The organism is Nocardia sp. NPDC056952 (assembly GCF_042674185.1).
Taxonomy (GTDB): Bacteria; Actinomycetota; Actinomycetes; order Mycobacteriales; family Mycobacteriaceae; genus Nocardia.
In genome coordinates this window covers 425,506-451,394 of sequence record NZ_JBHURA010000002.1, presented here as the reverse complement: position 1 = coordinate 451,394, position 25,889 = coordinate 425,506, and the positions used below count along the sequence as shown (strand labels likewise).

Genomic DNA, 25,889 nt, shown 5'->3' with positions numbered 1-25,889 from the left:
GTCAGAACTTCAGCAGGTTGGCGTCGTCGACCGAAGTCGACCGGCGGGCACGGAAGATCGTCATGATGATGGCCAGGCCGACGACGACCTCGGCGGCGGCGACCACCATGGTGAAGAACGCGATCACCTGACCGTCGAGGTTGCCGTGCAACCGGGCGAAGGTCACGAACGCCAGATTCACCGCGTTGAGCATCAGCTCCACGCACATGAACACCACGATCGCGTTGCGGCGCAACAACACTCCCGCGGCGCCGATGGTGAACAGCAGCGCAGACAGGAACAGGTAGTTCTGGGGGTTCACCGCTTGCCTTCCTCGTCGGCCGTCGGATTGTCGTCGCGGACCGTGCCGACCGAGAGCACAGCGGCTTCGGTGTGGGCGCGGTTGCGGCGGTGACGCAGGATCGTGCTCACCGAGAGTTCGGCGAAGGAGCCGTCGGGAAGCTGGGCGGGGCTGTCGACGGCGTTGTGCCGTGCGTAGACACCCGGTGTCGGCAGCGGGGTGGCCCGTTCGCCGGCTGTGCGGAAGCGATCGCGTGACATTTCCCGCTGTCCGCGTTTCGGGGTGAACTGTTCGCGGTGGGCCAGCACCATCGCACCGATCGTGGCGGTGATCAGCAGTGCGCCGGTGAGTTCGAACGCCCACACATAGCGCAGGAAGATCAACTCGGCGAGTTCGGCGATCACGTCGCGGTCGCCGAAACCCCGGCCGGGGAAGCTGGTTCCGCTGTCGCGCAGGGCCGCGCCGATGCCGCCGATGAACAGCAATCCGAATCCGAGCCCGACGATCGCGGCGGCGATGCGCTGGCCGCGCAACGTTTCCCGCAGCGATTCCGCGGAGTCGACGCCGACGAGCATCAGCACGAACAGGAACAGCATCATCACCGCGCCCGTGTACACCACGATCTGCACGACGCCGAGGAACAGCGCACCCTGCGCGATGTAGAACACGGCGAGCGCGATCATGGTGGCGGCCAGGCACATCGCCGAATGCACGGCCTTGGCCGCGGTCACCATGCCGAGGGCGCCGAGCACCGCGATCGGGGCCAGTACCCAGAACAGCACGCCCTCACCCGTGGAGGTGTTGGTGACCTCGGCGGCCAGCACGTGTGCGGTGCTCATCGCAGTACCTCCTGCTCCGACGGTGCGGGACCGACCCTGCCCAGGTAGTAGTCGGCCGCGTCGGTGCCCGGTGCCATCGGGTGTGGCGCGGGCGTCATGCCAGGCTCCATGGGGGCCAGCAGCTGGTCCTTCTCGTAGATGAGGTCGGCGCGGTTGTCGTCGGTGAGTTCGTATTCGTTGGTCATCGTCAGCGCACGCGTCGGGCAGGCCTCGATGCACAGGCCGCAGCCGATGCAGCGCAGGTAGTTGATCTGGTAGACGCGGCCGTACCGCTCACCCGGGGAGAAGCGCTCGTCCTCGGTGTTGTCGGCGCCTTCGACGAAGATCGCGTCGGCCGGGCACGCCCATGCGCACAGTTCACAGCCGATGCACTTCTCGAGTCCGTCGTCGTAGCGATTGAGCTGGTGGCGACCGTGATAGCGCGGCGCGGTCGGCACCTTCTGCTCCGGGTAGGACTCGGTATTGGGCTTCTTGAACATCGTGGCCGCGGTGACCGCGAAACCCGCGAGCGGGTCGAACAACCCGAACTCGGGCTGGTCGTTCGCGCGCCGTGCCGGCATCGGCGGCACCGGGAAACCCAGGAACACCGACGAGGTCGAGGGCTCCTGTGGCGGCAACGGCGGCAGCCCCTTGCTGCGACCCGCGCGCAGGAACATCGCGATCATGGCCGCGGTGATCACCAGCCCTACACCGACCAGGATGAAGTTCTGTCCGGGGATCCCCTCGAGGTCCAGGACCCGTGCGGTGGCCACGACCATCACCCACACCAGCGAGGTGGGGATGAGCAGCTTCCAGCCGAGGTTCATGAACTGGTCGTAGCGCAGGCGAGGCAGGGTGCCGCGCAGCCAGACGAACACGAACAGGAACGTCCACACCTTGAGGGTGAACCACAGCAGCGGCCACCATCCGGAGTTGGCGCCCTCCCACAGGCTGATCGGGAACGGCGCCCGCCAGCCGCCGAGGAACAGCGTCGTCGCCAAGGCGGACACCGTGGCCATGTTCACGTATTCGGCGAGCATGAACATCGCGAACTTCAGCGACGAGTACTCGGTGTGGAAACCACCGACCAGTTCACCTTCGGCTTCGGGCAGGTCGAAGGGCGCCCGGTTGGTCTCGCCGACCATCGACACGCAGTAGATGAGGAACGAGGGCAGCAGCAGGAACACATACCAGGTGCCCTCCTGCGCGCTCACGATCTCGGAGGTCGCCATGGTGCCCGACAGCAGGAACACGGTGGCGAAGGTCAGTGCCATCGCGATCTCGTAGGAGATGACCTGCGCGGTCGAGCGCAGGCCGCCGAGCAGCGGATAGGTCGAACCCGAGGACCAGCCGGCGAGCACGATGCCGTACACGCCGATGGAGGTGATGGCGAGGATGTAGAGCACCGCGACGGGCATGTCGGTGAGCTGCAACGCGGTGTGGGTGCCGAAGATCGAGACCTCCGGGCCCATCGGGATCACCGCGAAGGCCATGAACGCCGGGATCACCGAGATGATCGGGGCGAGCACGAAGATCGGCTTGTCCACGATCGCGGGGATGATGTCTTCCTTGAGCGCCATCTTCACGCCGTCGGCGATCGACTGGAGCATGCCGCCGGGGCCGATCCGGTTGGGCCCGATCCGCATCTGCATCCACGCCACGACTTTGCGTTCGGCGTAGACCGCGATCAACGGCACCAGCATCAGGTAGATGAACACGCCGAGCGCCTTGACCACCACCAGCCACAGCGGATCGGTGCCGAAGACAGGCCCGGTGTCGGCCGCGAGGAGTAGGACTCGATCACTCATGACGGTGTTCCTTCATCCTGTCGTCGGCGCGACGCAGGCGCACCACGGCGCCGGGTGTCACACCAAGTTCGGCGGCGACCGTCGAACCGGGCGAGTGCAGCGGCAGCCACACCACCCGGTCGGGCAGGTCCGTGATCATCAACGGCACCGAGATCTCGCCGCGCTCGGTGGAGACGATGACGTGATCGGCATCGTCGGCTTCGATCTCGGCGGCGGTCGCGGCCGAGAGCCGTGCGACCGGCGGGCGGGCGACACCGGCGAGATTGGGTTCACCGTCTTGCATGCGGCCGGCGTCGAGCAGCATCCGCCATCCGGCGAGGACGGCCGTTCCTGGCCCGGGTGCGGGGCGAGTCTGGCTGGTCAGCTCCGGGGCGGGGATGGGCTCACCGGTCCAGGCGCCGAGTCCGTCGAGTTCGGTGCGTGCGGCGGCGGGGTCGGGCAGGTTGATCGGGACGCCCATCTGCGCGGCCAGCGAGTGCAGCACCCGCAGGTCCGACAGGGGAGCGGCGACGCGGCGGGTGGTGTCGAGCGAGGCCGCGGTGAAGGGACGCGGGCGCCCTTCCCAGGTGCGGAAGGTGCCGGACTTCTCCATCGCGGTCGCCACCGGGAAGACGACGTCGGCGCGTTCGGTGACGGCGCTGTGCCGCATTTCGAGGCTGACGACGAACCGGGCCGCGTCGATCGCGGCCAGGGCGGCGGCCGGGTCGGGCAGGTCAGCCGGATCGACGCCGCCGATGACCAGCGCACCCAGCTGGGCGGCGCTCGCCAGGATGGCGTTGGCGTCGCGGCCGACGGTGACGGGGAGTTCACCGGCTTGCCAGCGGTGTCGAACCTGTTGGCGTGCTGAAGGATCCACGACGGGTCTGCCGCCGGGCAACAGGCTGGGCAGTGCGCCGGCTTCCAGCGCGCCGCGTTCGCCCGCACGGCGGGGCACCCAGGCCAGTGCCGCGCCGGTGGCATCGGCCAGGCGGGTCACCGACGACAGGGCGCCGGGGCTGCCCGCGAGACGTTCACCCGCCATGATGACCGCGCCGGGCGTGTTCAGCATCGTCATGAGTTCGGCGGCATCGGCGGACGTTTCGGCCATGATCGAGGTGATGACGTCGGCTTCCCCGCACGGCGGGGTTTGGATGAGCGCGCCCGACATGCGTTCGAGGCCGCGGGAGGCGAACGGCGCCAGCGACACCACGCGTTGCCCGCGGGTCCGTGCGGCCTTGCGCAGCCGCAGATAGACGATGGGCGATTCCTCTTCCGGTTCGAACCCGACCAGCAGCACGACGGGGGCTTTGTCGAGCGCGGCGAAGTCGACCCGCACACCGCGTCCGGCGATGCGGGCGGCGAGGAATCGTTCTTCCTCCTCCGAATGCACCCGGCTGCGGAAATCGATGTCGTTGGTGGCGAGGACCATGCGCGCGAACTTGCTGTACGCGTACGCCTCTTCCTCGGTGACGCGGCCGCCGACGAGCACACCGGCATTGCCGATCGCCGCGCTCAGGCCCGCAGCGGCGGCGGCGAGAGCTTCGGGCCAGGAGGCCGGGGCCAGGACGCCGTCCCAGCCGCGCACCATCGGCGTGGTGAGGCGGTCGCGCTCGGTGGCGTAGGCGAAGGCCCAGCGGCCCTTGTCGCAGTTCCATTCCTCGTTGACCTGCGGGTCGTCGCCGGCCAAGCGGCGCAACACTTTTCCGCGACGGTGATCGGTGCGTTGTGCACATCCGGAGGCGCAGTGCTCGCACACGCTCGGGGTGGAGACCAGGTCGAACGGGCGGGCCCGGAAACGGTAGGAGGTACCGGTGAGCGCGCCCACGGGACAGATCTGGACGGTGTTGCCGGAGAAGTAGGAGTCGAGGGGTTCGGCTTGGGCGATGCCGACCTGCTGGAGCGCACCACGATCCATCAGTTCGATGAAGGGGTCGCCGGCGACCTGCTGGGAGAACCGGGTACAGCGTGCGCACAGCACGCACCGCTCCCGATCGAGCAGCACCGCGGTGGACAGCGGGATCGGCTTCGGATATGTCCGCTTCTCGCCGTCGAAGCGGGATTCGGCGCTGCCGGTGGACATCGCCTGGTTCTGTAGCGGGCACTCGCCGCCCTTGTCGCACACCGGGCAGTCCAGCGGATGGTTGATGAGCAGCAGTTCCATCACCCCGCGCTGGGCCTTTTCGGCGACCGGGGAACTGATCTGGGTACGCACGATCATGCCGTCGGTGACCGGGATCGTGCAGGAGGCGACCGGCTTTCGCTGCCCTTCGACCTCGACGAGGCACTGACGGCACGCGCCGACCGGGTCGAGCAGGGGGTGATCGCAGAAGCGCGGGATCTGCACGCCGATCAGTTCGGCGGCACGGATCAGCAAGGTGCCCACGGGAACTTCGATCGTGGTGTCGTCGATGGTGACGCTCACCATGTCGGTGGGCACCACATCGCTGCTGTTTCCTGGCGCGATGGCTGTCATCGGTCCTCTTTCGCTGGTGCCCACACGGTCGAGGCGGCCGGGTCGAACGGGCAGCCGCCGAGTCGCTGATGCGCGAGGTATTCGTCGCGGAAGTACTTCAGCGAGGAGAAGATCGGGCTGGCCGCGCCGTCACCGAGCGCGCAGAACGATTTGCCGTTGATGTTGTCGGCGATGTCGGCGAGCTTGTCCAGGTCGGCTTCGGTGCCGTCGCCGGCTTCGAGTCGGCGCAGCAACTGCACCAGCCAGTAGGTGCCTTCGCGGCACGGTGTGCATTTGCCGCAGGATTCGTGGGCGTAGAACTCGGTCCAGCGCAGAACCGCGCGCACCACGCAGGTGGTGTCGTCGAAGATCTGTAAGGCCTTGGTGCCCAACATGGATCCGGCGGCGGCGACACCTTCGTAATCGAGGGCGACGTCGAGGTGTTCGTCGGTGAACATCGGGGTCGAGGAACCGCCGGGAGTCCAGAACTTGAGGGTGTGCCCGGCTCGCACCCCGCCCGCGTAATCGAGCAGCTCGCGCAAGGTGATGCCCAGCGGGGCCTCGTACTGGCCGGGACGGGCCACATGCCCCGACAGGGAGTACAGGGTGAAGCCGGGTGACTTCTCGCTGCCCATCGAACGGAACCACTCGGTGCCGTTGCGCAGGATCGAGGGCACGCTGGCAATGGATTCCACATTGTTCACCACCGTCGGGCACGCGTACAGGCCCGCGACGGCGGGGAACGGTGGGCGCAGACGGGGCTGTCCGCGCCTGCCTTCGAGGGAATCGAGCAGTGCGGTTTCCTCACCGCAGATGTAGGCGCCCGCGCCGGCGTGCACGATCAGGTCGAGGTCGAAACCCGAGCCCAGGATGTCGTGGCCGAGCAGGCCCGCCGCGTAGGCCTCGGCGACGGCGGCTTGCAATCGGCGCAGAACCGGCACCACCTCGCCGCGCACGTAGATGAACGCGGTCGCGGCCCGGATCGCGTAGGCGGCGATCACGATGCCTTCGATGAGAGTGTGCGGGGTGGCCAGCATCAACGGGATGTCTTTGCAGGTGCCGGGTTCGGATTCGTCGGCGTTGACGACGAGGTAGTGCGGCTTCGTGGTGCCGTCGGGACCAGGGCCCTGCGGGATGAACGACCACTTCATCCCGGTGGGAAAGCCGGCCCCACCACGACCGCGCAGACCCGCGTCCTTGACGGTGTGGATCACCTCGTCGGGTGTCTTGCCCAAGGCGGCGCGGAGACCGTCGTAGCCACCGGTCGCGCGATAGCTTTCCAGGGTCCAGGACCGTGGAGCGGCCCAGTGTTCGCTGAGTACCGGGGTGAGGGCCATCATCGCGAACCCCCTGCCGAATCCTGTTCTGCGGCAGCGATGTCGAGCCCTGCCAAGGTGGGTGCGCCCGGTGTTCCTTCGAGCGCGCCGGGACGCTCGTCGGGGAATCCGGCGAGGATGCGGGCGGTCTCGCGGAATGTGCACAGCGGTGCGCCGCGGGTCGGGCGGACCTGGTGGCCCGCCCGGAGGGCGTCGGTGATCGCGACTGCCGATTCGGGAGTCTGGTTGTCGAAGAATTCCCAGTTCACCATCATGACCGGCGCGTAGTCGCAGGCGGCGTTGCATTCGATGTGTTCGAGAGTGATGGCGCCGTCGGAGGTGGTTTCGCCATGCCCGACGTCCAGATGTTGGTGCAGCGCTTCGTAGATGGCGTCGCCGCCGAGGATCGCGCAGAGGGTGTTGGTGCAGACCCCGACGTGGTAGTCGCCGGTGGGGGTGCGCCGGTACATCGAATAGAACGTGGCGACCGCGGTCACCTCGGCGCCGGTGAGGTTCAGGTGATCGGCGCAGAAGTCGATGCCGGTGCCCGTCACGTACCCCTCCTCGGCCTGCACCAGGTGCAGCAGGGGGAGCAGGGCCGAGCGGGGGTGCGGGTAGCGGGTGATGATCTCCTTGGCGTCCAGTTCGAGACGCTCGCGCACATGCGGCGGATACGGTTCGGGACGCGTGCTCAGGCTCAGGAGAATCGGTGTGCTGGTGGGGTTGTCGATTGTCATCTGTCCACTCCGCCCATGACCGGGTCGATGCTGGCGACCGAGGCGATCACGTCGGCGACCATGCCGCCCTCGCACATCGCGGCCACCGCTTGCAGGTTGGTGAACGAGGGGTCGCGGTAGTGCACCCGGTAGGGCTGGGTGCTGCCGTCGCTGACCATGTGCACACCCAGTTCCCCGCGCGGGGACTCCACCGCCGAGTACACCTGTCCCGCAGGCACTCTGATGCCTTCGGTGACGAGCTTGAAGTGGTGGATCAGCGATTCCATGGAGGTGCCCATGATCTTGCCGATGTGCTTGGGTGAGTTGCCCAGACCGTCGGGGCCCAGTTCCAGGTCGGCGGGCCAGGCGATCTTCTTGTCGTCGATCATCACCGGGCCCGGACGCAACTTGTCCAGGCACTGTTCGACGATCTTGATCGACTCGGTCATCTCGGCGATCCGGATGATGTAGCGGCCGTAGCAATCACAGCCGGTGGTCGTCGGGATATCGAATTCGTAGTTCTCGTACCCGCAGTACGGATCTGATTTGCGCAGATCGTGCGGCAGACCCGTGGCGCGAAGGACCGGCCCGGTGATGCCGAGGGCCATGCAGCCGGTGAGATCGAGGTAGCCGATGTCCTGGGTGCGCTTCTTCCAGATCGGGTTCGCGCTGAGCAGGTGCTCCATGTCGCGCAGGCGCCCGGGCAGCAGGTCGAGCAGTTCCCTGACCTTGGTGACCCCGTCGGCGGGCAGATCCTGCGCCAAGCCGCCGGGACGGATGTAGGCATGGTTCATCCGCAGGCCGGTGATGTTCTCGAAGACGTCGAGGATGAGTTCGCGTTCACGGAAGCCGAACAGCATCGGGGTGAGCGCGCCCAGTTCCATGCCGCCGGTCGCGAGGGCGACCAGGTGCGAGGAGATGCGGTTGAGCTCCATCAGCAGCACTCGCACCACGGTGGCGCGTTCGGGGATCTGGTCGGTGATGTCGAGGAGTTTCTCCACGCCGAGGCAGTAGGCGGTTTCGTTGAAGAACGGGGACAGGTAGTCCATTCGGGTCACGAAGGTGACGCCCTGGGTCCAGTTGCGGAATTCCAGGTTCTTCTCGATGCCGGTGTGGAGGTAGCCGATGCCGCAGCGGGCCTCGGTGACGGTTTCGCCTTCGATTTCGAGGATCAGGCGCAGCACCCCGTGCGTGGACGGATGCTGGGGGCCCATGTTCACCACGATGCGTTCTTCGGCGCCGCCGTCGATCACTTCGCTGACCTGGTCCCAGTCCTGGCCTGCGACGGTCACTACCGGTGGTTCGTCGCGGCGGAAGTCGGTGTCGGTCATCAGCTGTAGGTCCTCCGCTCGTCGGGCGGCGGTATGCGCGCGCCCTTGTACTCCACCGGGATCCCGCCGAGCGGGTAGTCCTTGCGCTGCGGATGCCCGCGCCAGTCGTCGGGCATGGTGATGCGGGTCAGGGAGGGGTGCCCGTCGAAGAGGATGCCGAAGAAGTCGTAGGTTTCGCGTTCGTGCCAGTCGGTCGTCGGATAGACCGAGAACAGCGACGGAATGTGCGGATCGGCATCGGGCGCGGACACTTCCAGCCGCACGCGGCGTCCATGCGTGATCGACTTCAGGTGATAGACCGCGTGCAGTTCGCGGCCGTCGTCGTCGGGGTAGTGCACGCCGTTGACACCCAGGCACAGTTCGAACCGCAGTGTGCTGTCATCGCGCAACGTGCTCGCGACCGCGACGAGGTGTTCGCGCTTCACGTGCAGGGTGAGTTCGTCGCGGAAGACGACGATCCGCTCGATGACGGTGTCGAAGGCGATGACCCGGCCAACGAGTGCGGCGCGCAAGGTGCCGACGAAGGCGTCGAACCAGCTGCCGTACGGGGGAGGTGTTCCCGCGGGCAGGGCGACTGGGGTGACCAGGCCGCCGTAGCCGGAGGTGTCACCGGTGCCGCTGACGCCGAACATGCCGCGCCGGGTGCCGATCACCTCGTCCTGTGGCGGTTTGGGTTGGGCCTGCGCGGGTGATTCCTCCGGAACCTGGTGTCCCGCAGGGTTGTCGGTGTTGTCGGGCGAGTCGAACGTCATCGCAGCAGGCCCTCCATCCGGATGGTCGGCGTGCTGGCCAGTGCGGCCTGCTCGGCGGCGCGGATCGCTTCCTCGCGGTTGACGCCCATCGGCATCTCGGCGATTTTCGCGTGCAGCGCCAGAATCGCGTTGAGCAGCATCTCCGGGCGGGGTGGGCAGCCGGGCAGGTAGATGTCGACCGGGACGATGTGGTCGACGCCCTGCACGATGGCGTAATTGTTGAACATGCCCCCCGAGGACGCGCAGACCCCCATGGCCAGCACCCATTTCGGTTCGGTCATCTGGTCGTAGACCTGGCGCAGCACCGGCGCCATCTTCTGGCTCACCCGGCCCGCCACGATCATCAGGTCGGCCTGGCGTGGGGAGGCGCGGAACGCTTCCATGCCGAAGCGGGCGATGTCGAATCGTCCGGCGCCGGTGGCCATCATCTCGATCGCGCAGCACGCCAACCCGAACGTGGCGGGCCAGACGGAGCCCTTACGCAGGTAGCCGGCGAAATCCTCGACCGTGCTCAGCAGGAACCCGCTGGGCAGTTTCTCTTCGAGACCCATTATTTCCCACTCATTCCCAGCTGAGGCCGCCGCGACGCCACTCGTAGGCGTAGGCGACAGACACGTTGACGATGAACAGCGCCATCGCGGCGAGACCGAACAGCCCGAGGGTGTCGAAATGCACGGCCCACGGGTACAGGAACACGATCTCGATGTCGAAGATGATGAACAGCATCGCCGTGAGGTAGTACTTCACCGGAAAGCGCTGTCCCGCTGCATTTCCCGGGCCACCGGCGATGGCGTGCGGGGTCGGCTCGATGCCGCATTCATAGGGTTCGAGTTTGGCCCGGTTGTAGCGTTTCGGGCCGATCAGCGACGCCATGATGACGGAGAACACCGCGAACGCCGCGGCGATGGCGCCGAGTACGAGTGCGGGCACCTCGATATTCACGACTGCACTTCCCCTCCTCGCTGGAGCAGGCCGAGCCGTGTGGCCCGGCCGCGGACGGCAGCTTTCGGCGAGACGGGGCCGACAACGTTGTCCGCCGAACCGGGGCTCGCGCAAGGCTGTGCAGCGATGGCGGAGCGTTATACAAGAGCCCGTGCTCGTGTGAGCTAGAGCACAGACTACCGCCGTTTCGGGGGTCCGCCGCACGTTTCCGGGGTGGGGTTTGATCGATATCGGTACCGCGATTCATGAGCGATACGGGGGTAATCGTCTGCGGGCATGCAGCAGCGAACCACTGGCGTTACCAGTGGTAATAGATAGAAAGGTGCGAAGCGGACTATCCGACAGGTCGGGACGATGCCCGGATGGTCCTGTTCAGCGAGCGAGCAGGATGCCCGCGACCGCGTTGGTGAGCTGCATGGCGTCGATCGGGTGCGAGACGGCGGCCTCGGCGCGCGACCAGTTGGCCAACCAGGCGTCATCGGGTCGGCCGGTGAGCACGACCACCGGCGGGCACTGATCGATCTCGTCTTTCAGCTGTTTGGCGATACCGAGGCCACCCGTCGGGGCGGATTCGCCGTCCAGGATCGCCAGATCGATCCCACCGGCATCCATCTGCTCGATGACCACCGGTGCGGTAGCGACCTCGAAGAAGTCGAGCTCCGGTAGGTCGGCGCGCGGCTTACGGCCCAGCGCCAGGATCACCTGTTGGCGGGTATCGGCATCGTTGCTGTAGACCAGCACACGCAGCGGGGTGGAACCATGGGATTCGGCCACGCTCGGATCGTACGTCCGCGGGTGGCGCCACCGTGGCAGGTTCGCCGGATCGACCAGTCGCGCAGTGGTATCGGCGGCGATCAGCACCAGCGGGGCTTGCGCTCACGACCGCGGGGGTAGATCGAACTCGCCGCGGATGCCGGTGAACAGGCTCTCGACGTCTGGGCCGAAGGTGATCGCGGCTTCGGTGATCGCGGAGAGCGCGCCCTGCAACGGATCGGTATGCCGCGCATGGAAAACCGTGTTGAGGGCGAAGTGGGGGCGACTGATGTTGCCGCGGTCGTAAGGGTTCGGTGTCGGGGTACTGGCCTCTGACACTTCCCGCATGACGCTGCTCTGGAAGCTCGCCTCGTCGGGTCCGTACTGGTCTCTGTCCAGCCGCGCGAACGCGGCGTCGTTGTCGTGGAAGGGTTCGGGCAGCGGTGCGCCGGATGCTAGCGCGTCCAGCGCGGGGCGCACCCAGGCGCGATCGCTGAGACCGGCGAGATCGTAGGCGCGCTGTGCGCAGTACTCGGCCAGTCGACGCAATCGCGTGGCGCTCATGGCGGCTATCGACTCCGCCATCGCGCGGTCGTAGCCCGCGAGTTCGCGTCCGTGATAGGTGTTGGCGAAGGCTGGTATCGGGTCGCCGCCCCATTCGGCGCGGACTCTGGTCTCGGCTTCTGTGCGGATCTCTCGTTGCCGGTCCGATTCGGGCTCGGGCAGATTCGGGGCAGGCTCGGTCGGCGGTACTGCGCTGTTGGCGGGAATGCCGTAGCCGGGCATATCCCACTGCCGGGCGGGTCGAGGAGCGGTGCCGTCGTCGGGCCAGAGCCGGATTCGCCAGTGGTCGCCGGGGGTGGTGTCGCCGGGCCAGCCGTAGTTCGCGAAACCCGTTCCGGCGATCTCGGCAAGGTAGTCGCCCGGCGGCACGGGTGCGTCGGCCCAGCCGTCGACGGGTGAGCCGATGGTGAGCCCGTGCTCGCCGATGTGCAGCCGGGCTTCGCTGACCTGCTGCCATTCGCCCTCGTCGACCGGTCGCCGATCCCACACCTGTATGTGAATCGGCATCTCGAAGTTGTTCTGGTGCGGGCTGAGCACCACCACGGTGTGGCCGTCGCCCGCCGACGGCCTGTCCGCATGCGCGGCGTCGAGCAACGCGAGCTCGATACCCTCCTCACCCTCCCCTCCGTGCAGGATGAACTGGCCGTAATCGAGCATCAGTTCCAGGTGATGCTCAGCAAGGAGGTGCGAGGGTTCGGTCACGCACGAGATCGTGGCACAGCCCATCGACAGCGATCCGCCGTCGATGGCGTTGTCGCCCAGTGCAATCACCGAGATCAGTGATCCACTACTCGTCCAACTCGGCGAGAAGCCGGGCCTTGGAGCGGGCGCCGACCAGGGTGCGCAGCAGTTGGCCGTCGCGGAAAAGCAGCAGCGTAGGAGCGGCCATGACCTGGTAGGCGCGGGCAGTGAGTGGGTTCTCATCGGCATTGAGCGTGCGAACGGCGAGCGTGTCCGCACGCTCGCGGGCGACTTCGGCCAGCACCGGCGCGATCATTTTGCATGACGGGCACCACGTGGCCCAGACGTCCACGAGAACGAGGCCGGGGTGGGCGAGCACATCGCGGTCGAATGTCTCATCGGTCACCGCCACGGTGCCGACGATCGCAGAACTCAGGGTCATCGGGAATCCTTCTGTTCGGTGGGGTTGTCGTGTGTTCGATCGGCCGGTGGCTGGGGCGTCCCATCGCGACCTGATGAGGGCTGCAGCGCGGAGACCGCTGTCGGCCACGGGAGCGTTCGTGTGGTGCTGTGGCGGTGTGCGGCCTCGCGGAGGCGATCGGTGAGGGCGTCTCTGCGGGCGGTGAGGGCGTCGATTTCCGGGAGTGCACGGGTATCGCGCGTTGGAGGGCACCTTCCTGGGCGGATGCATCTTCTCCGGACGTGCCGCCGGCCGGGCGGTCGCTGGTCGGCTGTGAGGCCGCGAGGACGGCGCCGTGAACGTCGACTCCGTGGCCGAGAACGCCCGGACATTCTCGACGAATCGCCAGGCGCGTATTGCGGGCCAACGGCCGTGTCCTGGCGGTGCGCGCGGTCAGTGCGTCGATGGTTCGCTGGTATTCGGCCAGGGAGGCCGGACAGTCGTCGACGTGTTCGCTGCCTGTCGCCAGGCAGTCCAGAAACGGGCGAGTCTCCTCTACCGGGATGCCCAGACGGTTCAGGGATCGGATTTCGCGCACCAGGCGGACGGTGTGGTCGTCGTATTCGCGGAAGCCGTTGGGGTGCCGTTCCGGTGCGACCAGCCCGAGCGCCTCGTACCGCCTGATGGCCTTGGGGCTGAGCTGAGCCAGCCGCGCAAGCTCTCCGATCCTCATGCAGCGAATGTAAACGCTGCCCCCAGGGGCAAGGTCAAGTGAGAGTTCACATTGCCTATCGGCGGGCGGTGAGCCATTCTGAAAAGGGCAAGGGACGCACCGGATTTCGCAGGGGGTCGTGACCGAATGGCGAATGGATTGAAAACGCTGACGCGGTACACGATCGAGGAAGAGCATCGGCATCCCGGTTCGTCGGGGGAATTCTCCGCGCTGGTGAATGTGGTGGCGACGGCGGCGAAGATCATTGCCAATCAGGTGACGCGCGGGGCGATCATCGGGTCCGGGGTCGAGGACGAGACGTCGGTGAGTGGGCGGCTCGATGTGTTGACCGATGAGATCATGGTGGGGCAGACGCAGTGGTCGGGGCATCTGTCCGGGTTGTTGTCCGAGCAGCATGCGACGGTGCTGCCCGCGACGCAGCGCCGGGGCAAGTATCTCCTGGCCTATGACGCGTTGGACGGGTCGAGCAATATCGACGTGAATCTGCCCGTCGGTTCGATTTTCAGTATTCTGCGGGCGCCGGAAGCGGTGGTCGCCGGCGACGCGGACCCCGCCGAAACCGACTTCCTGCAGCCGGGAGTGGAGCAGGTGTGTGCGGGGTTCACCCTGTACGGGCCCGCCACGATGTTGGTCCTCACCACGGGCAGCGGCGTCGACGGGTTCACCCTCGATCGGGAGATCGGTGCGTTCGTGCTGACTCATCCGCAGATGCGAATCCCGCAGGACACCTCGGGTTTCGCGATCAATGCCGCGAACGAGCGGTTCTGGGAGCGGCCGGTGCGCCGGTATGTGCTCGAGTGTTTGGAGGGAGTCGAAGGGCCGCGCGGGCGCGATTTCAATATGCGGTGGGTGGCGTCACTGGTGGCCGACACCTTCCACATCCTGACCAGGGGCGGGCTGTATCTGTACCCGCGCGATACGCGCAATCCCGCACAGCCGGGCCGAGTCTCGCTGCTGTACGGGGCGAACCCGATCGCGTTCATCGTCGAGCAGGCGGGCGGGGCGGCGACCACCGGGCACGAGCGCATGATGGAGGTTCCCCCGGCCCAGGTGCATCAGCGGGTGCCGTTCATCTTCGGTTCCCGCAACGAGGTGCTGCGCATCGAGCGGTATCACCGGGAACCGGACGCGGGCAAGCGGTTCGACAGTTCACTGTTCGGGACGCGGTCGTTGTTCCGGCCCGCCAAACACGATCAGCGCACGTAGATGCGCGATCGGCACCGTGCTTCTCTGGCGATCAGGCCGGGTCCTGGTCGCGTTCTTGCTGTTGCCTGCGGGCCTCGCGACGTTGCTGTTCGGCACGCTCGCGCAGGCCGCGGAGGAAGGCCTCGTCGTCGTCGGGATTCGACGCGACCCGGCGACCGGGGCGATCGTATTCGCCGAACCGGGTATTGGAGACAGGCCCTGACTCGCCGACCGGCTTGCCCGCGAACAACCACAGCAGCGCACCGATCGTCGGGATCAGCACGACGACGATGATCCACCCCATCTTCGGTAGGTGCCGGATGCCCTCGTCGGGGCTGGTGATGATGTCGACCAGGCAATACACCCACAGGGCGAGAGTCAGAAAGCCGATGACGGCGTATGGCATTCGGCGATTATTCCACGACGGCTCGCACGGTGGATCCGCAGTGGCCGGCGACGACCGACATGCCGGCGCAGTCAGTCGGGCAGGAGCGGAACCGAGAGGCCTTCGCCGCTGCGCAGGAGTGCGGCGCGGGTGACGGCGGTGGAGCCGAAGCGGCGGCGCAGGTCGTCGAGGGTGGCGTCGAGGGTGTTCTCGGCGCGCGCTTCCAGCGGCAGGGTGAGTTGCCTGGTGTCGGCGTCGTCGAGGTTGGTCAGCGACAGGCCGATCAGGGTGATGCCGCGTTCGGTGATCAGTGGTTGGGCGGTGTGCAGCAGCAGGCGGGCGGCGTGGCGGATCGCGGTGGAGGCGTCGGTGGCTTCGACGAGGGTGTGTGATCGGGTGGCTCGGGTGAAGTCGTCGAAACGTAAGCGCAGCACCACCGTTCGGCAGACGCGGTCGGCGGCGCGCAGGCGGCGGCCGAGGCGGTCGGTGAGACCGTCGAGGTAGGCGGCGATCTCGTCGGGGTCGCGAGGGCGGCGGCCGAGGGCGCGTTGGGCGCCGATCGAGCGCCGGCGTTTGCCGGTTTCCACGCGGCGTGGATCCCGAGCCCAGGACAGGGCGAACAGGTGACGGGCCGCGGCGGGGCCGAGAATGGCACGCAGGTGGGGTTCGCCGAGTTCGGCGAGCTGGCCGATGCGGGTGATGCCGTTGGCGTGCAACGTCGCCGAGGTGACTTTGCCGACGCCCCATAATCGCTCTACCGGCAGCGGATGCAGGAAGTCGATCTCTTTGCCGGGCTCGACAAGGCGTAACCCGTCGGGTTTGGCGACGGCGGAGGCGACCTTGGCGAGGAATTTGTTGCGTGCGATGCCCACCGAGATGGGCAGGCCCACCCGGGCGGCCACCTGCGTGCGCAGCCGGTGGCCGATGTCGATCGGTTCGCCGCTGATCCGGCGTAGCCCGCTGACGTCGAGGAACGCCTCATCGATCGAGATCCCCTCCACCACCGGGGTGGTGTCGTGGAATACTGCGAACACCGCTTTGCTCGCCTCGGCATAGGCCGACATCCGCGGCGGCACCACGATCGCGTGCGGACACAGGCGCAGCGCCTGGGCCGCGTTCATCGGCGTGCGGATACCGAACGCCTTGGCCTCGTAGCTGGCCGCCAACACCACCCCGCCACCCACGATGACCGGTTTGCCACGCAGCCACGGCTGGTCACGCTGCTCGACCGAGGCGTAGAACGAGTCGAGGTCGGCGTGCAGGATCGAGGCCTCGGCGCGGGACTGGATACGCGGGCGACGCGGGGCGGCGGAATCGGACACGAACATATGTTCGCATCGGGGTCCGACGAGTTCGGCCTGTCAGGGTGTGGAGATAGTCCTGGCCTGCAGGTTTTCGGCGAACTCGCGCGCGGCGGTGAGGTCGGAGGCGTCGGGGTGGCCCTTGCGGACACCACCGACCACGCGCAGCGGCAGCCAGGTGTCGAAGCCCCGGCAGTCGAAGGCGTCGACCACGTCGAAGCCCTTCTTCTCGATGTCGCGGGTCAAGGTGGTGACATAGCGGCGAAACGGCGTTTCCGGGAATCCACTGGTGCGGAACACGAACGCCTTGCCCTGGTGTCGGGCCGGCAGCGAGGCGATGAACCGGCGCAGTTCCGGATGGAAAGCCATGTTGTAGATGCCCGAGCCGAAGCCGACGAGGTCGTAGGCGGCGAGCTCGGCCGGATCGATGTCGGCGGGAGCGACGACCCGGCCGCCGAGCACCTGGCTGATAGCTTCGGCGACGCGCTGGGTATTGCCGTGCGACACCGACTTGCACACGAGGATGACCTTCATAGGGGTTGTCCTTTCGTTCCGCTGCGTTGCTGGACACTCTCGGAGACACCGCTCGAGTTCCCCGCGTGACACGTAGGTGTTGTGCCCTCCGTCACAGCGTGTGTTCGGCTGCGATGTCGAGATCGCGCACGACATCGATGGACTGCAGCTTGTCGGGGTTGCGGACCGCGTAGAGCCCGGTGATGAGGTCGTCGGCCAGCTCGACCACCAGCACCGTATCCAGGTCGCCGTTCTTCGATCGGGCGATCACCGTGGGCTGCGCGTTGAAACTGCCGAATTCGACTGTCGCGCCCGCCATCGAGTTCTGGGTCAGCCCGATCAGGAACCGGGCGACGGGCTCGGCGCCGATGATCGGGCGGCGCGCGGCACTCACGCGGCCACCGCCGTCGGAGATCTGCAGGACGTCGGGCGCGAGTACCGCCATGAGGGCGCTGACATCACCGGTGTTGGCGGCCAGCAGGAATCGGCCGATCACCGCGCGACTGGTGTCGGAGTCCGGTTGGAAGCGCCGGCGCCGTGACGCGACATGCGCGCGGGCCCGGTGGGCGATCTGCCGCACGGCGGTGTCGGATTTATCGATCATCCGCGCGATCTCGCGATGGCTGTGCCCGAACACCTCCGACAGCACGAACACCGCGCGCTCGGTGGGACCGAGAGTTTCCAGCACGAGCAGCATCGCCATCGACACCGATTCGGCCAGTACCACATCCTCTCCCGCGTCGGGCGCGGTCCGGATCGGTTCGGGCAGCCAGGTGCCGACGTAATCCTCGCGGCGACGCCGGACCGTGCGGAGATGATTGATCGCCTGACGGGTGACGATCTGCACCAGGTACGCGCGCGGATGCGTCACTTCCGTCGCGTCGCGCCAGCGAAGGTAGCTGTCCTGCAACACGTCCTCGGCATCGGCGGCACAGCCGAGGATTTCGTAGGCGATCGTGAACAGCAGTGGCCGGAATGTGGCGAATGTGTCGGACTCGGTCATCGGGCCACCCCGGCGCGCCTCATACGCCGATGATTCCGGGCGACAGCGAGTCAGCGCAACCACGCTGTCGCGCAGATGATCCCCGTGGATGCTGCGGACGACACCTCATATCGCCGCGGTGCCCTCGCGCCGACCGAACCAGACAGGCAGGTGGTCGAGGAGATCCTGCTGATCTCGACCGGCCCATGCCACATGCCCGTCGGGGCGAAGCAGTACCGCGGGGGCGTCGAGTTCTTCGCTGACATCGACGATGTGGTCGACCCGGTCCGCCCATCCCCGCACGGAGAGGTGGCCGGTCTGGTCGAGCAGGAGTCCACGGCCCGCGTGCATGTGCGCGTAGAGGCGACCGCGTTTCAAGGCGATATCGCGCAATCTCCGGCCGAGCAGTGGGCCGCCCTCGCCGAAGTCGTAGCGGATTGCGACGGCGATGATCTTCTCGGTGAGATAGCGGCTGACCTCGTCGAATTCCATCAGCTGGGATACCAGCCTGCGTACCGCCTGTGGTCCCGCGTCCAGCGACATCAGTTCCATCTGGGCGCGGGTGTTGTCGAGCACGTCGGCGGCCACGGGGTGGCGTTCGGTCTGGTAGGTGTCGAGCAAGCCCGGTGGCGCCCAGCCGTTGATCTCGGCGGCCAGTTTCCAGCCGAGGTTGAACGCGTCCTGCACGCCCAGGTTCAGGCCCTGTCCGCCGGTGGGCGGGTGGATATGGGCGGCGTCGCCTGCCAGCAGCACGCGGCCGACGCGGTAGTGCTCGGCTTGGCGGGTGCCGTCGCCGAAACGCGACAGCCAGCGCGGCGAGTGCGCGCCGAAGTCGGTGCCCGCGGTGGCGATGAGCTGTTGTTTCATTTCCTCGAGGGTGGGCGCGACAGCCCGGTCCTCGGCGACTCCGGCCGCGGGGGCGAGGACGCGGTAGACCCCGTCTGCCAGGGGCATCGCGCCGAATCGCAGCTGAGTCTTGCGGACTTCGGTCATCACCTCGGTGATCGTCTCCGGTGACGCGGTCAATGCCATTTCGCCGAGCAGGGTCTCGACCCGGCTCGGCTCACCGGGGAACGCGACACCGAGCAGCCTGCGCACGGTACTGCGGCCACCGTCGCAGCCGACGACATAGCGCGCACGCAGCCGGGTACCGTCGGCCAGTTCGACGGTGACCGCGTCGTCGCGCTGGTTCACGCCGACCACTTCGGAGCCGCGCCGGATCTCGGCACCGAGCTCGGTGGCGTGCTCGCTCAGCAGCTGATCGGTGCGGGGTTGCGGGATGGCCAGGACATAGGGGTGGGCGGTGTCGAGTCGTTCGGGCGCCGGTTTCGGAATGCCGGCGAAGTACCCGCCGAGCGGATGGCGGCGTCCGAGCGCGAGGAACCGGTCGAGCAGGCCGCGCTGGTCCATGATCTCGATACTGCGCGCGTGCAGGCCGAGCGAGCGGACGATCGTCGTCGGCTCCGCGTCCTTCTCCAGCACGACCACCCGCACCGCGTGCAGCCTCAATTCGGCGGCCAGCATCATGCCCGTCGGCCCACCGCCGACCACGATCACGTCGATCATCGAATACTCCCCTTCGACAAGATTCCCGCAGGTTGCGGGCTCGCCGAGAGATTGTGCGGCATCACCGGGGTCTTGCCGCAAGCCCCGGGGTGCGCTATATGTTAGAGGTGGCAAGGAGTGGTTTTCCCTCCTTGCCATTGCCATGCTCGCGACTCTCACCGAGGCAGTGCCGGTACTGTGAAGCGGTTCGGGCAAGGTGAAGGAGTCGGTCGGCGGTGCGTGGTTTCGGGGATCTCGAGGCAGTGCTGATGGATCGGCTGTGGGACCGCGATGTGGACACGACCACGGTGCGCGAACTGTTCGACGAGTTGGCGACCGAACGCGACATCGCCTACACCACCGTGATGTCGACGATGGACAATCTGCACCGCAAAGGCTGGCTGGCCCGCGAGCGTGCGGGGCGCGCGTACCGGTACTGGCCGACGGTGACCCGCGAGGAACACAGCGCCCGGCTCATGCACGAGGCGCTCGGTGTGGGCGGGCGCTCCGACCTCGTGCTCAACTACTTCGTCGACCGGATCAGTGACGACGAATTCGCGGGATTGCGAGCCGCGTTGCGCCGTGTCGCCACCCGGCGGACCGAGGCGAGTTAGCCCGTTCGTGTCGGAGTGATCTGATCTGATGGGACTCCGATCGGATCGTCACGGGGATGGGGACACATGCTGAGTGTCGGATGGAATCAGGTGTTCGCCTGGCGGCTGGGCCGTCAGTTCGTCGCGGCACCGACCGCGGGTTCTGCCGAGGAGGTCGCGGCCCGGTTGGCCGGGGTGCAGGCGCAGGTGGCGTCGGCGGCGGAGATGGCTGTGGCGGTACGCAGTTCCGATTCCCGCGGGCTCGGTGTCGGTGAGGCGTTGGCCGCGGGCACGTTGATCAAGACCTGGGCGATGCGCGGCACTCTGCACGCGATGGTGCCCGAGCAGGCCGCGGCCGCGCTGTCGCTGATCGGATCGGCGCGGACCTGGGAGAAGCCGTCGTGGCAGAAGACGTTCGGCGCGACCCCGGAGCAGGTGGCCGGTCTGGTGGAGGTGGTGTCGGGAGTCCTGGCCGGTCAGGTCCTGACCCGGGACGAACTGGTCGAGGCGGTACTCGCCGAACCCGGCTTCGCCCACCTCGGCGAGCAGTTGCGCTCCGGCTGGGGTGCGGTGCTCAAGCCGTTGGCCTGGCAGGGCGCGCTGTGTCACGGTCCCGCGCGCGGGACCAAGGTCACCTTCACCGCGCCGGCCGACCTGACTCCCGGGTGGAAGGGCATCCCGGAACCCGATATCGCCGCACCGGCGCTGATCCGCGCGTATCTCGGCGCGTACGGTCCCGCGACCCCGGAGGCCTTCGACGCGTGGCTCAGTCGCAACAGCGTGCGCAAAACCGTGCTGCGCGGGTGGTTCGCGGCGATGGGTGACGCGCTGACCGAGGTCGACGTCGAAGGACGGATCGGCTGGATTCCGAGCGAGTTCGCCGACGATCTCGCCGCGGCGACTCTCGACGGCGGTGTCCATCTGCTCGGTCCGTTCGACCAGTACGTGCTGGGACCCGGTACTGCCGACACCGTGCTGCTGCCCGCCGAGCACCGGTCGAAGGTGAGCAGGACGGCGGGCTGGATCTCGCCGCTGGTGCTGGTCGACGGTCGCATCGTGGGCACCTGGGAACAGGTCGACGATGAGGTCGTGGTGTCGATGTTCGACGCGCGCAAGGTGGCGAAGCGCGACCTGACCGCAGCGGTGAACCGGCTGGCAGAGGCTACCGGCGCATCGGGGCTCGGCGTCCGCGCGAGCTGAGATTTCGGATACGCCAGACGACGAACCAAGCGCTTGCTACGGTGGCTCGATGATCCCCACGATCGTCTGGGGCACCGGAAACGTCGGCCGCGCGGCCATCCGTGCCGTGGCTGCCCATCCGGCGCTGGTTCTCTCCGGGGTGCTGGTGCACAACCCCGACAAAGTCGGCCGAGACGCGGGCACGCTCGCGGGCCTGGACACCGAATTGGGGGTGGCCGCCGTCGACGACGTCGACGCGCTACTCGCCACCGGACCCCAGGCGGTGGTGTACGCGGCGTCCGGAGACATCCGGCCCGACGACGCGCTCGCCGACATCGTGCGGGCAATCCGGGCAGGCGCCGTCGTCGTCACCCCGGCGCTCTACGCCCTCTACGACCCGCGCAACGCACCGGCCGAAATGCGCGAGCCGGTGCTGGAAGCCATTGCCGCAGGCGGTGGTTCGCTGTTCGTCTCCGGGGTGGATCCCGGCTGGGGCAACGATGTGCTGCCGCTGTTGATCAGTGGGCTCGCCGCCACCGTCGACGTGGTGCGCTGCCAGGAGATCTTCGACTACTCCACCTACGACCAACCCGACTCGGTGCGCTACCTCGTCGGGATGGGACAGCCGATGGACTACCAGCCACCGATGCTGATGGCGAGCGTGCCGACGATGGTGTGGGGCGGCCAGATTCGGCTGATGGCCAGAGCGCTGGGTGTCGAACTCGACGAGATCCGCGAAACCGTCGACCGGCGCGCCCTCGACGCGACAGTGCAGACCACCCAGATGGGGGCGTTCGACGCCGGCACGCAGGGGGCGGTGCGGTTCGAGGTGCAAGGCATCGTCGACGGGCAGGCGCGCATCGTGATCGAGCACGTCACCCGCATCCATCCCAGCTGCGCACCGGACTGGCCGACACCACCCGACGGGGACGGTGCCCACCGGGTGATCATCGAGGGTTCGCCACGCATCGAGGTGAGCGTCGAAGCGACCGATGAAGGCGGCAATCGCGCGGCGGGCGGAAACGCCACGGCGGTGGGACGTTTGGTCAATGCCATCGACTGGCTGGTCGAGGCGCCGCCCGGTCTCTATGACGCACTCGATGTGCCGCTGCGCGCCGCGGTCGGCAAACTCGGAAGGACACCACGATGATCATCGATATTCCCGAGGGCAAAGATCCCATCGGCTACGTGTGGGGCGAGATGGTGCCCGGCATCGGCGTCGCCGCGGCGGCGTTCTCGCTGTCGGTCTACGAGCACTCCACCCTTGGCCTGCGTGAATTCGAAGCGGCCCGGCTGCGGATCGCCCAGATCAACGGCTGCCTGTTCTGTCAGGACTGGCGCACCGAACGCGACGGGCAGAAGGTCGAAGCGGAATTCGCCGAAGCCGTCACCCACTGGCGTGACACCGACCGGTTCGACGAACGGACCCGCCTCGCCGCCGAATACGCCGAGCGCTACGCCACCGATCATCACGGCCTCGACGACGAATTCTGGACCAGGATGTTCGCCGAGTACTCCCAGGCCGAGGTGGTGGAGCTGAGCATGAGCATCGGTTCCTGGCTGGCGTTCGGCCGCCTCAACCGTGTCCTCGGGCTGGACACCGTGTGCGTGCTGCCCGGCCACTGACCGCCGGGTGCGCCGGACGGAGCACCACCGCGCCGGCGGCCGGGCGGCAGGGACTGGGCAACACTGTCGCGCCCGCGCCGATTAAGCTGCGGGCCGTGATGGAACCTGCGAGACAGCAGCTCATCGATACGGTGGCCTGGGTGCTGATCGAGAACGGTCGCATCCTGTGTGCCCGCCCGCGCGGCAAGGACGTGTTCTTCATCCCAGGCGGTAAACGGGAAGGCGTCGAGACCGACCTGCAGACCCTGGTCCGTGAGGTCGCCGAAGAACTGACCGTCGAGCTCACGCCCGAGAGCGCCACCCACGTCGGCACCTACGAGGCCGCGATCGCCGACGGGCACGACACCGTCGTCCGGATGGCGTGCTACACCGCCGACTACCGCGGGGTGCTCACGGCCAGCAGCGAGATCGAGGCGCTGGCCTGGTTCGGATTCGGGGACCGCGATCTGGTTCCCCCGGTCGACCAGTTGTTGTTCGACGACCTCGCGGCGGCCGGATCGCTGCGGTGATCGGCGCGGTGGCACGGTCGGCGTTCTACGAACTGCTGGCACTGCCACTGGCCTTCACCCGGGTGCGGACCCGGCTGCGGGTGCCGCGACTGCTCCTGCGCGAACCTGTCAGCGCTCACAATATTTCGCTGCGACGCTGCCTGATCCAATCGGTGCTCTCCGGTGGTGTCGGGCTGCTCGGCTGGTTCCTCGCGATGCTCAGCGTGCTGGTTGTGGTGCGTGGGTTCGCCTATCCGTGGGTCGCCGCCGACAGTTATGAGACCTCGTGGGGCGGGCCGACGCTGGCGGGCGCGTGGCTGGTGCACGCGGTGTTGGGTGGGTTGATCGCGCCGGCATTCGTCGCGGTGATCGCCCTGTTCGGCCGGTTGCAGCTGCGGGTGACGCGGACTGTGCTCGGCGGTGACCGGTCGTGGTGGGCGATTCCGGTCGCCCTGGTTCTCGTGGCGGCGGGCGGGTTGTTCTTCGTCGCGTGGGTGCGGCAGATCTGAGCGTGCGGGTCAGCGGGATCCGGGGATGTAGACGCCGGCGGCCCGCAGTTTCGCCTCGACGAGGGCAGAGAGCCGGGCCGGGGCCGATTCCTGCTCTTCACCGTGGTGGCGGATCAATTTGTAGCGTGTCGCGGCTTCTGTGCGGGCTTGCAGACCCGTCACGATCTTCAGCTGTTCGGGGTGGGCGAGATAGTGCTCGGCCAGTGCGGTGGCCACTTCCTCGATACGTGGGTCGTCCGGTTCCCAGGTGGCCGATTCCGAGGCGCGCCTGCTCAGGGTGAGGAACTCGGTGTCTTCGAGGGCGTTCTCGACATTGGTGAGGTAATCGTCGAAGCCCTCCGGGACCAGCGCTCTGGCCAGCACCCACCCTTCCCTGGCCGCCGCCACCTCCGCCGGGGGAAAGCCGAGGCCGGGCAGGCGCGCGAGCAGCTCCACCGCGCGGTCGGGCAGCAGCGTGCGGTCGCCGTCGGCCAGCCGGTGCAGCGTATCTCGGCGCACGATCAGTTCCTCGATCCGCTCGGTGAGACGCCGTTCGACGTCGGCGAGCTCGGTGGCGAACGCGTCGGCGTCGGCGTCGAGCAGCGATCCGATCTCGGCCAGCGGAACTCCGGCGGCGGCGAGGGTTCTGACCTGCACCAACCGCAACAGCTCGGCGGAACCGTAGCGCCGGTAGCCGGAGCTGTCGCGGGCCGGTTCGGCGAGCAGACCGTTCTTCTCGTAGTGCCGCACGGTCTTGATCGTGACACCGGCGAAAACCGCGGCCTGGCCGATCGTGACGCCGTTCATCATCTGCATCAGCCCGCCTTGTTCGAGGTAGTCCTACTCAGAAAGTTGACCTTGATGGTGCGTCGAGGTCAAGCATCCGGGCCGCGCCCGACTCGGCACGGCCCGGACGGTGCGTTCAGTCCGTCGCGGTACCGAACACTTCGTCGAGCAGTCGCTGCGTCGCGGCCTGGAACGTCGCCGACATCGACAGGTCGGCGTCGTCGATGTAGTTGAGTGCGGCGGTCATGGTCTTGGCGCCGTCGAGCGTGCTGTACATCAGCGCCGCATGGCCACCGTGGCCGCCGTTGTGGGTGATGACGGTGCCGGTCTCGGTCTGCTGGACGAACACCCCCAAGCCGTAGCCGACCTTGGCTTCGGGCGTGAGCATCTCGGCCAGCAGCGGGGCGGGCAGCAACGTGCCGCCCACCAGTGCGGAGAGGAAGGTGTGCAGGTCCTTGCTGGTCGAGATCATGTCGCCGCCGCTGGAAATCCAGGACGGGTTCTGGGAGGTGACGTCGACCGTCTTCTCCACCCCGGCGTCGTCGTAGCGGTAGTAGGCGTGGGCGTGCGGTCCGCCGATCTCGGTCGAGGTCTCCGGCACGACAGTGTCGGAGAGCCCGAGCGGACCCAGGATCAGTCGCTGCATCTCCTCGGCCAGTGAGTGACCGGTGACCGCTTCGATCAACAGCTTGGCGAGCGCGTAATTGGTGTTGGCGTAGCTCCAGTCCGTGCCCGGCTCGAACCGCGCGGGCTTTGCCAATGCCAGCCGCACCAGCTCGTCGGTGTGGTGGGTCTGGAAACGGTTGTCCACCCAGTCTTTGCCGCCCCAGGCGACGACTCCCGGCGCGCTCGTCCCGTCTTCGTAGAACTCGCCGGTGAAGTTGAAGATCCCGCTGGTGTGCTGCAACAGCATGCGGACGGTGATGCGCGGATCCAACTCGAACCGGGGCAGGTAGTCGACGGCGGGAGTGTCGAGGGCGATCTTGCCCTCGGCGACCAGTTGCAGGACCACGGTCGCGACGAAAGTCTTGGTGTTGCTGCCGATCCGGACGCGTCCGTTGACCGGCGGTGGTGCACTGTGGCCCAGCTCGCTGCGCCCGGCGGTGCCGACCCACGTGCCCTGCTCGTCGTCGACTCGCACGTGCAGGCCGACGAATCCGGTGGCGACGATCTCCTCGATGGTCTGCTGCAGGGTCGGGTAGTGCTGTGCGGCAGCGGGTGTGGTGGTGTTCGCTGTGGTGTTCGCGTTCGAAGTCATGGGATGAGCGTCCGGGTTGACCCAAGGTCAACCGC

Annotated in this window: 27 protein-coding genes and 1 pseudogene; 7 read left to right on the top strand and 21 right to left on the bottom strand. The window is 67.5% G+C overall.

All coding sequences use genetic code 11. The annotated features are described in order from the left end of the window. Nucleotide 1: 1 nt before the first annotated feature. The 14 genes and pseudogenes from nuoK to ACFTS5_RS09230 form a co-directional block, all read right to left on the bottom strand. Nucleotides 2-301, bottom strand: a complete 300-nt coding sequence (gene nuoK, locus ACFTS5_RS09295; protein WP_266288663.1) for an NADH-quinone oxidoreductase subunit NuoK — start codon at nt 299-301, stop codon at nt 2-4. Beyond that, complete coding sequence (locus tag ACFTS5_RS09290) at nt 298-1,119, bottom strand: NADH-quinone oxidoreductase subunit J (RefSeq protein ID WP_378629175.1); 822 nt, start codon at nt 1,117-1,119, stop codon at nt 298-300. The genes nuoK and ACFTS5_RS09290 overlap by 4 nt, the downstream gene beginning before the upstream one ends. After that, nucleotides 1,116-2,906: an NADH-quinone oxidoreductase subunit NuoH gene (nuoH, locus tag ACFTS5_RS09285; RefSeq protein ID WP_378629172.1), complete on the bottom strand. Its 1,791-nt coding sequence runs from the start codon at nt 2,904-2,906 to the stop codon at nt 1,116-1,118. Before nuoH ends, ACFTS5_RS09290 begins: the two co-directional genes overlap by 4 nt. After that, complete coding sequence (locus ACFTS5_RS09280) at nt 2,899-5,358, bottom strand: NADH-quinone oxidoreductase subunit G (RefSeq protein WP_378629170.1); 2,460 nt, start codon at nt 5,356-5,358, stop codon at nt 2,899-2,901. Before ACFTS5_RS09280 ends, nuoH begins: the two co-directional genes overlap by 8 nt. After that, on the bottom strand, nt 5,355-6,674 hold the full coding sequence (nuoF, locus tag ACFTS5_RS09275) for an NADH-quinone oxidoreductase subunit NuoF (RefSeq protein ID WP_378630006.1): 1,320 nt from the start codon (nt 6,672-6,674) through the stop codon (nt 5,355-5,357). The genes ACFTS5_RS09280 and nuoF overlap by 4 nt, the downstream gene beginning before the upstream one ends. Next, complete coding sequence (gene nuoE / locus ACFTS5_RS09270) at nt 6,674-7,390, bottom strand: NADH-quinone oxidoreductase subunit NuoE (RefSeq protein ID WP_378629167.1); 717 nt, start codon at nt 7,388-7,390, stop codon at nt 6,674-6,676. Before nuoE ends, nuoF begins: the two co-directional genes overlap by 1 nt. After that, entirely contained in the window at nt 7,387-8,700 is a 1,314-nt protein-coding gene (gene nuoD / locus ACFTS5_RS09265; RefSeq protein ID WP_378629165.1) for an NADH dehydrogenase (quinone) subunit D, read from the bottom strand. Before nuoD ends, nuoE begins: the two co-directional genes overlap by 4 nt. Then, on the bottom strand, nt 8,700-9,452 hold the full coding sequence (locus tag ACFTS5_RS09260) for an NADH-quinone oxidoreductase subunit C (RefSeq protein WP_378629163.1): 753 nt from the start codon (nt 9,450-9,452) through the stop codon (nt 8,700-8,702). The genes nuoD and ACFTS5_RS09260 overlap by 1 nt, the downstream gene beginning before the upstream one ends. Continuing rightward, on the bottom strand, nt 9,449-10,003 hold the full coding sequence (locus ACFTS5_RS09255) for an NADH-quinone oxidoreductase subunit B family protein (RefSeq protein ID WP_019047013.1): 555 nt from the start codon (nt 10,001-10,003) through the stop codon (nt 9,449-9,451). The genes ACFTS5_RS09260 and ACFTS5_RS09255 overlap by 4 nt, the downstream gene beginning before the upstream one ends. 10 nt (nt 10,004-10,013) lie before the next feature. Then, nucleotides 10,014-10,394 carry an NADH-quinone oxidoreductase subunit A gene (locus ACFTS5_RS09250; RefSeq protein ID WP_056819816.1) on the bottom strand — a complete coding sequence of 127 codons (381 nt, stop codon included), beginning with the start codon at nt 10,392-10,394 and terminating at the stop codon, nt 10,014-10,016. A 372-nt stretch (nt 10,395-10,766) separates the two neighbouring features. Next, nucleotides 10,767-11,168 (bottom strand): hypothetical protein, encoded by a 402-nt coding sequence (locus ACFTS5_RS09245; protein WP_378629161.1) that lies wholly within the window; start codon nt 11,166-11,168, stop codon nt 10,767-10,769. 102 nt (nt 11,169-11,270) lie between these two features. Further along, a complete protein-coding gene (locus ACFTS5_RS09240) occupies nt 11,271-12,482 on the bottom strand; it encodes a hypothetical protein (protein ID WP_378629159.1) in 1,212 nt (403 codons plus the stop codon). Between the two features lie 16 nt (nt 12,483-12,498). Then, complete coding sequence (locus ACFTS5_RS09235; protein ID WP_378629157.1) at nt 12,499-12,834, bottom strand: thioredoxin family protein; 336 nt, start codon at nt 12,832-12,834, stop codon at nt 12,499-12,501. A gap of 562 nt (nt 12,835-13,396) precedes the next feature. Beyond that, nucleotides 13,397-13,525: pseudogene (locus ACFTS5_RS09230) on the bottom strand (MerR family DNA-binding transcriptional regulator); the annotation flags it as partial. Between the two features lie 126 nt (nt 13,526-13,651). Between ACFTS5_RS09230 and ACFTS5_RS09225 the strand changes: the two are divergent. After that, entirely contained in the window at nt 13,652-14,731 is a 1,080-nt protein-coding gene (locus ACFTS5_RS09225; protein WP_378629156.1) for a class 1 fructose-bisphosphatase, read from the top strand. A 31-nt stretch (nt 14,732-14,762) separates the two neighbouring features. Here the strand turns inward: ACFTS5_RS09225 and ACFTS5_RS09220 are convergent, their stop codons facing one another. The 5 genes from ACFTS5_RS09220 to rox all read right to left on the bottom strand — a co-directional run bounded on the left by ACFTS5_RS09220 (nt 14,763) and on the right by rox (nt 19,457). After that, nucleotides 14,763-15,116, bottom strand: coding sequence for a PLD nuclease N-terminal domain-containing protein (locus ACFTS5_RS09220; protein WP_378629155.1), 354 nt, complete (start codon nt 15,114-15,116; stop codon nt 14,763-14,765). A gap of 71 nt (nt 15,117-15,187) precedes the next feature. Beyond that, nucleotides 15,188-16,423, bottom strand: coding sequence for a DNA polymerase IV (dinB, locus tag ACFTS5_RS09215; protein ID WP_378629154.1), 1,236 nt, complete (start codon nt 16,421-16,423; stop codon nt 15,188-15,190). A 33-nt stretch (nt 16,424-16,456) separates the two neighbouring features. Further along, complete coding sequence (locus tag ACFTS5_RS09210) at nt 16,457-16,930, bottom strand: flavodoxin family protein (RefSeq protein WP_378629153.1); 474 nt, start codon at nt 16,928-16,930, stop codon at nt 16,457-16,459. A gap of 91 nt (nt 16,931-17,021) precedes the next feature. Then, the gene (locus tag ACFTS5_RS09205; RefSeq protein WP_378629152.1) at nt 17,022-17,912 is read right to left on the bottom strand and encodes an RNA polymerase sigma-70 factor; all 891 of its coding nucleotides are present in this window, start codon (nt 17,910-17,912) and stop codon (nt 17,022-17,024) included. Nucleotides 17,913-18,017: 105 nt separating this feature from the next. Beyond that, nucleotides 18,018-19,457 carry a rifampin monooxygenase gene (rox, locus tag ACFTS5_RS09200; RefSeq protein ID WP_378629151.1) on the bottom strand — a complete coding sequence of 480 codons (1,440 nt, stop codon included), beginning with the start codon at nt 19,455-19,457 and terminating at the stop codon, nt 18,018-18,020. A gap of 215 nt (nt 19,458-19,672) precedes the next feature. Between rox and ACFTS5_RS09195 the strand changes: the two genes are divergently transcribed. The 6 genes from ACFTS5_RS09195 (at nt 19,673) to ACFTS5_RS09170 (ending at nt 23,831) form a co-directional block, all read left to right on the top strand. Beyond that, entirely contained in the window at nt 19,673-20,050 is a 378-nt protein-coding gene (locus tag ACFTS5_RS09195) for a BlaI/MecI/CopY family transcriptional regulator (protein WP_255284061.1), read from the top strand. 66 nt (nt 20,051-20,116) lie between these two features. Then, on the top strand, nt 20,117-21,229 hold the full coding sequence (locus ACFTS5_RS09190) for a winged helix DNA-binding domain-containing protein (RefSeq protein ID WP_378629150.1): 1,113 nt from the start codon (nt 20,117-20,119) through the stop codon (nt 21,227-21,229). A 49-nt stretch (nt 21,230-21,278) separates the two neighbouring features. Next, complete coding sequence (locus ACFTS5_RS09185; RefSeq protein WP_378629148.1) at nt 21,279-22,358, top strand: dihydrodipicolinate reductase; 1,080 nt, start codon at nt 21,279-21,281, stop codon at nt 22,356-22,358. Next, nucleotides 22,355-22,834 carry a carboxymuconolactone decarboxylase family protein gene (locus ACFTS5_RS09180; protein WP_378629147.1) on the top strand — a complete coding sequence of 160 codons (480 nt, stop codon included), beginning with the start codon at nt 22,355-22,357 and terminating at the stop codon, nt 22,832-22,834. Before ACFTS5_RS09185 ends, ACFTS5_RS09180 begins: the two co-directional genes overlap by 4 nt. Nucleotides 22,835-22,932: 98 nt before the next feature. After that, nucleotides 22,933-23,343, top strand: a complete 411-nt coding sequence (locus ACFTS5_RS09175; protein ID WP_378630003.1) for an NUDIX domain-containing protein — start codon at nt 22,933-22,935, stop codon at nt 23,341-23,343. Beyond that, the gene (locus ACFTS5_RS09170) at nt 23,340-23,831 is read left to right on the top strand and encodes a hypothetical protein (protein ID WP_378629146.1); all 492 of its coding nucleotides are present in this window, start codon (nt 23,340-23,342) and stop codon (nt 23,829-23,831) included. Before ACFTS5_RS09175 ends, ACFTS5_RS09170 begins: the two co-directional genes overlap by 4 nt. Before the next feature lie 9 nt (nt 23,832-23,840). Here ACFTS5_RS09170 and ACFTS5_RS09165 read toward each other — a convergent pair whose 3' ends face one another. Together ACFTS5_RS09165 and ACFTS5_RS09160 are read right to left on the bottom strand one after the other, a co-directional pair. Next, complete coding sequence (locus ACFTS5_RS09165; protein WP_378629145.1) at nt 23,841-24,626, bottom strand: MerR family transcriptional regulator; 786 nt, start codon at nt 24,624-24,626, stop codon at nt 23,841-23,843. 106 nt (nt 24,627-24,732) lie between these two features. Beyond that, on the bottom strand, nt 24,733-25,854 hold the full coding sequence (locus tag ACFTS5_RS09160) for a serine hydrolase domain-containing protein (RefSeq protein ID WP_378629144.1): 1,122 nt from the start codon (nt 25,852-25,854) through the stop codon (nt 24,733-24,735). Nucleotides 25,855-25,889 lie beyond the last annotated feature (35 nt).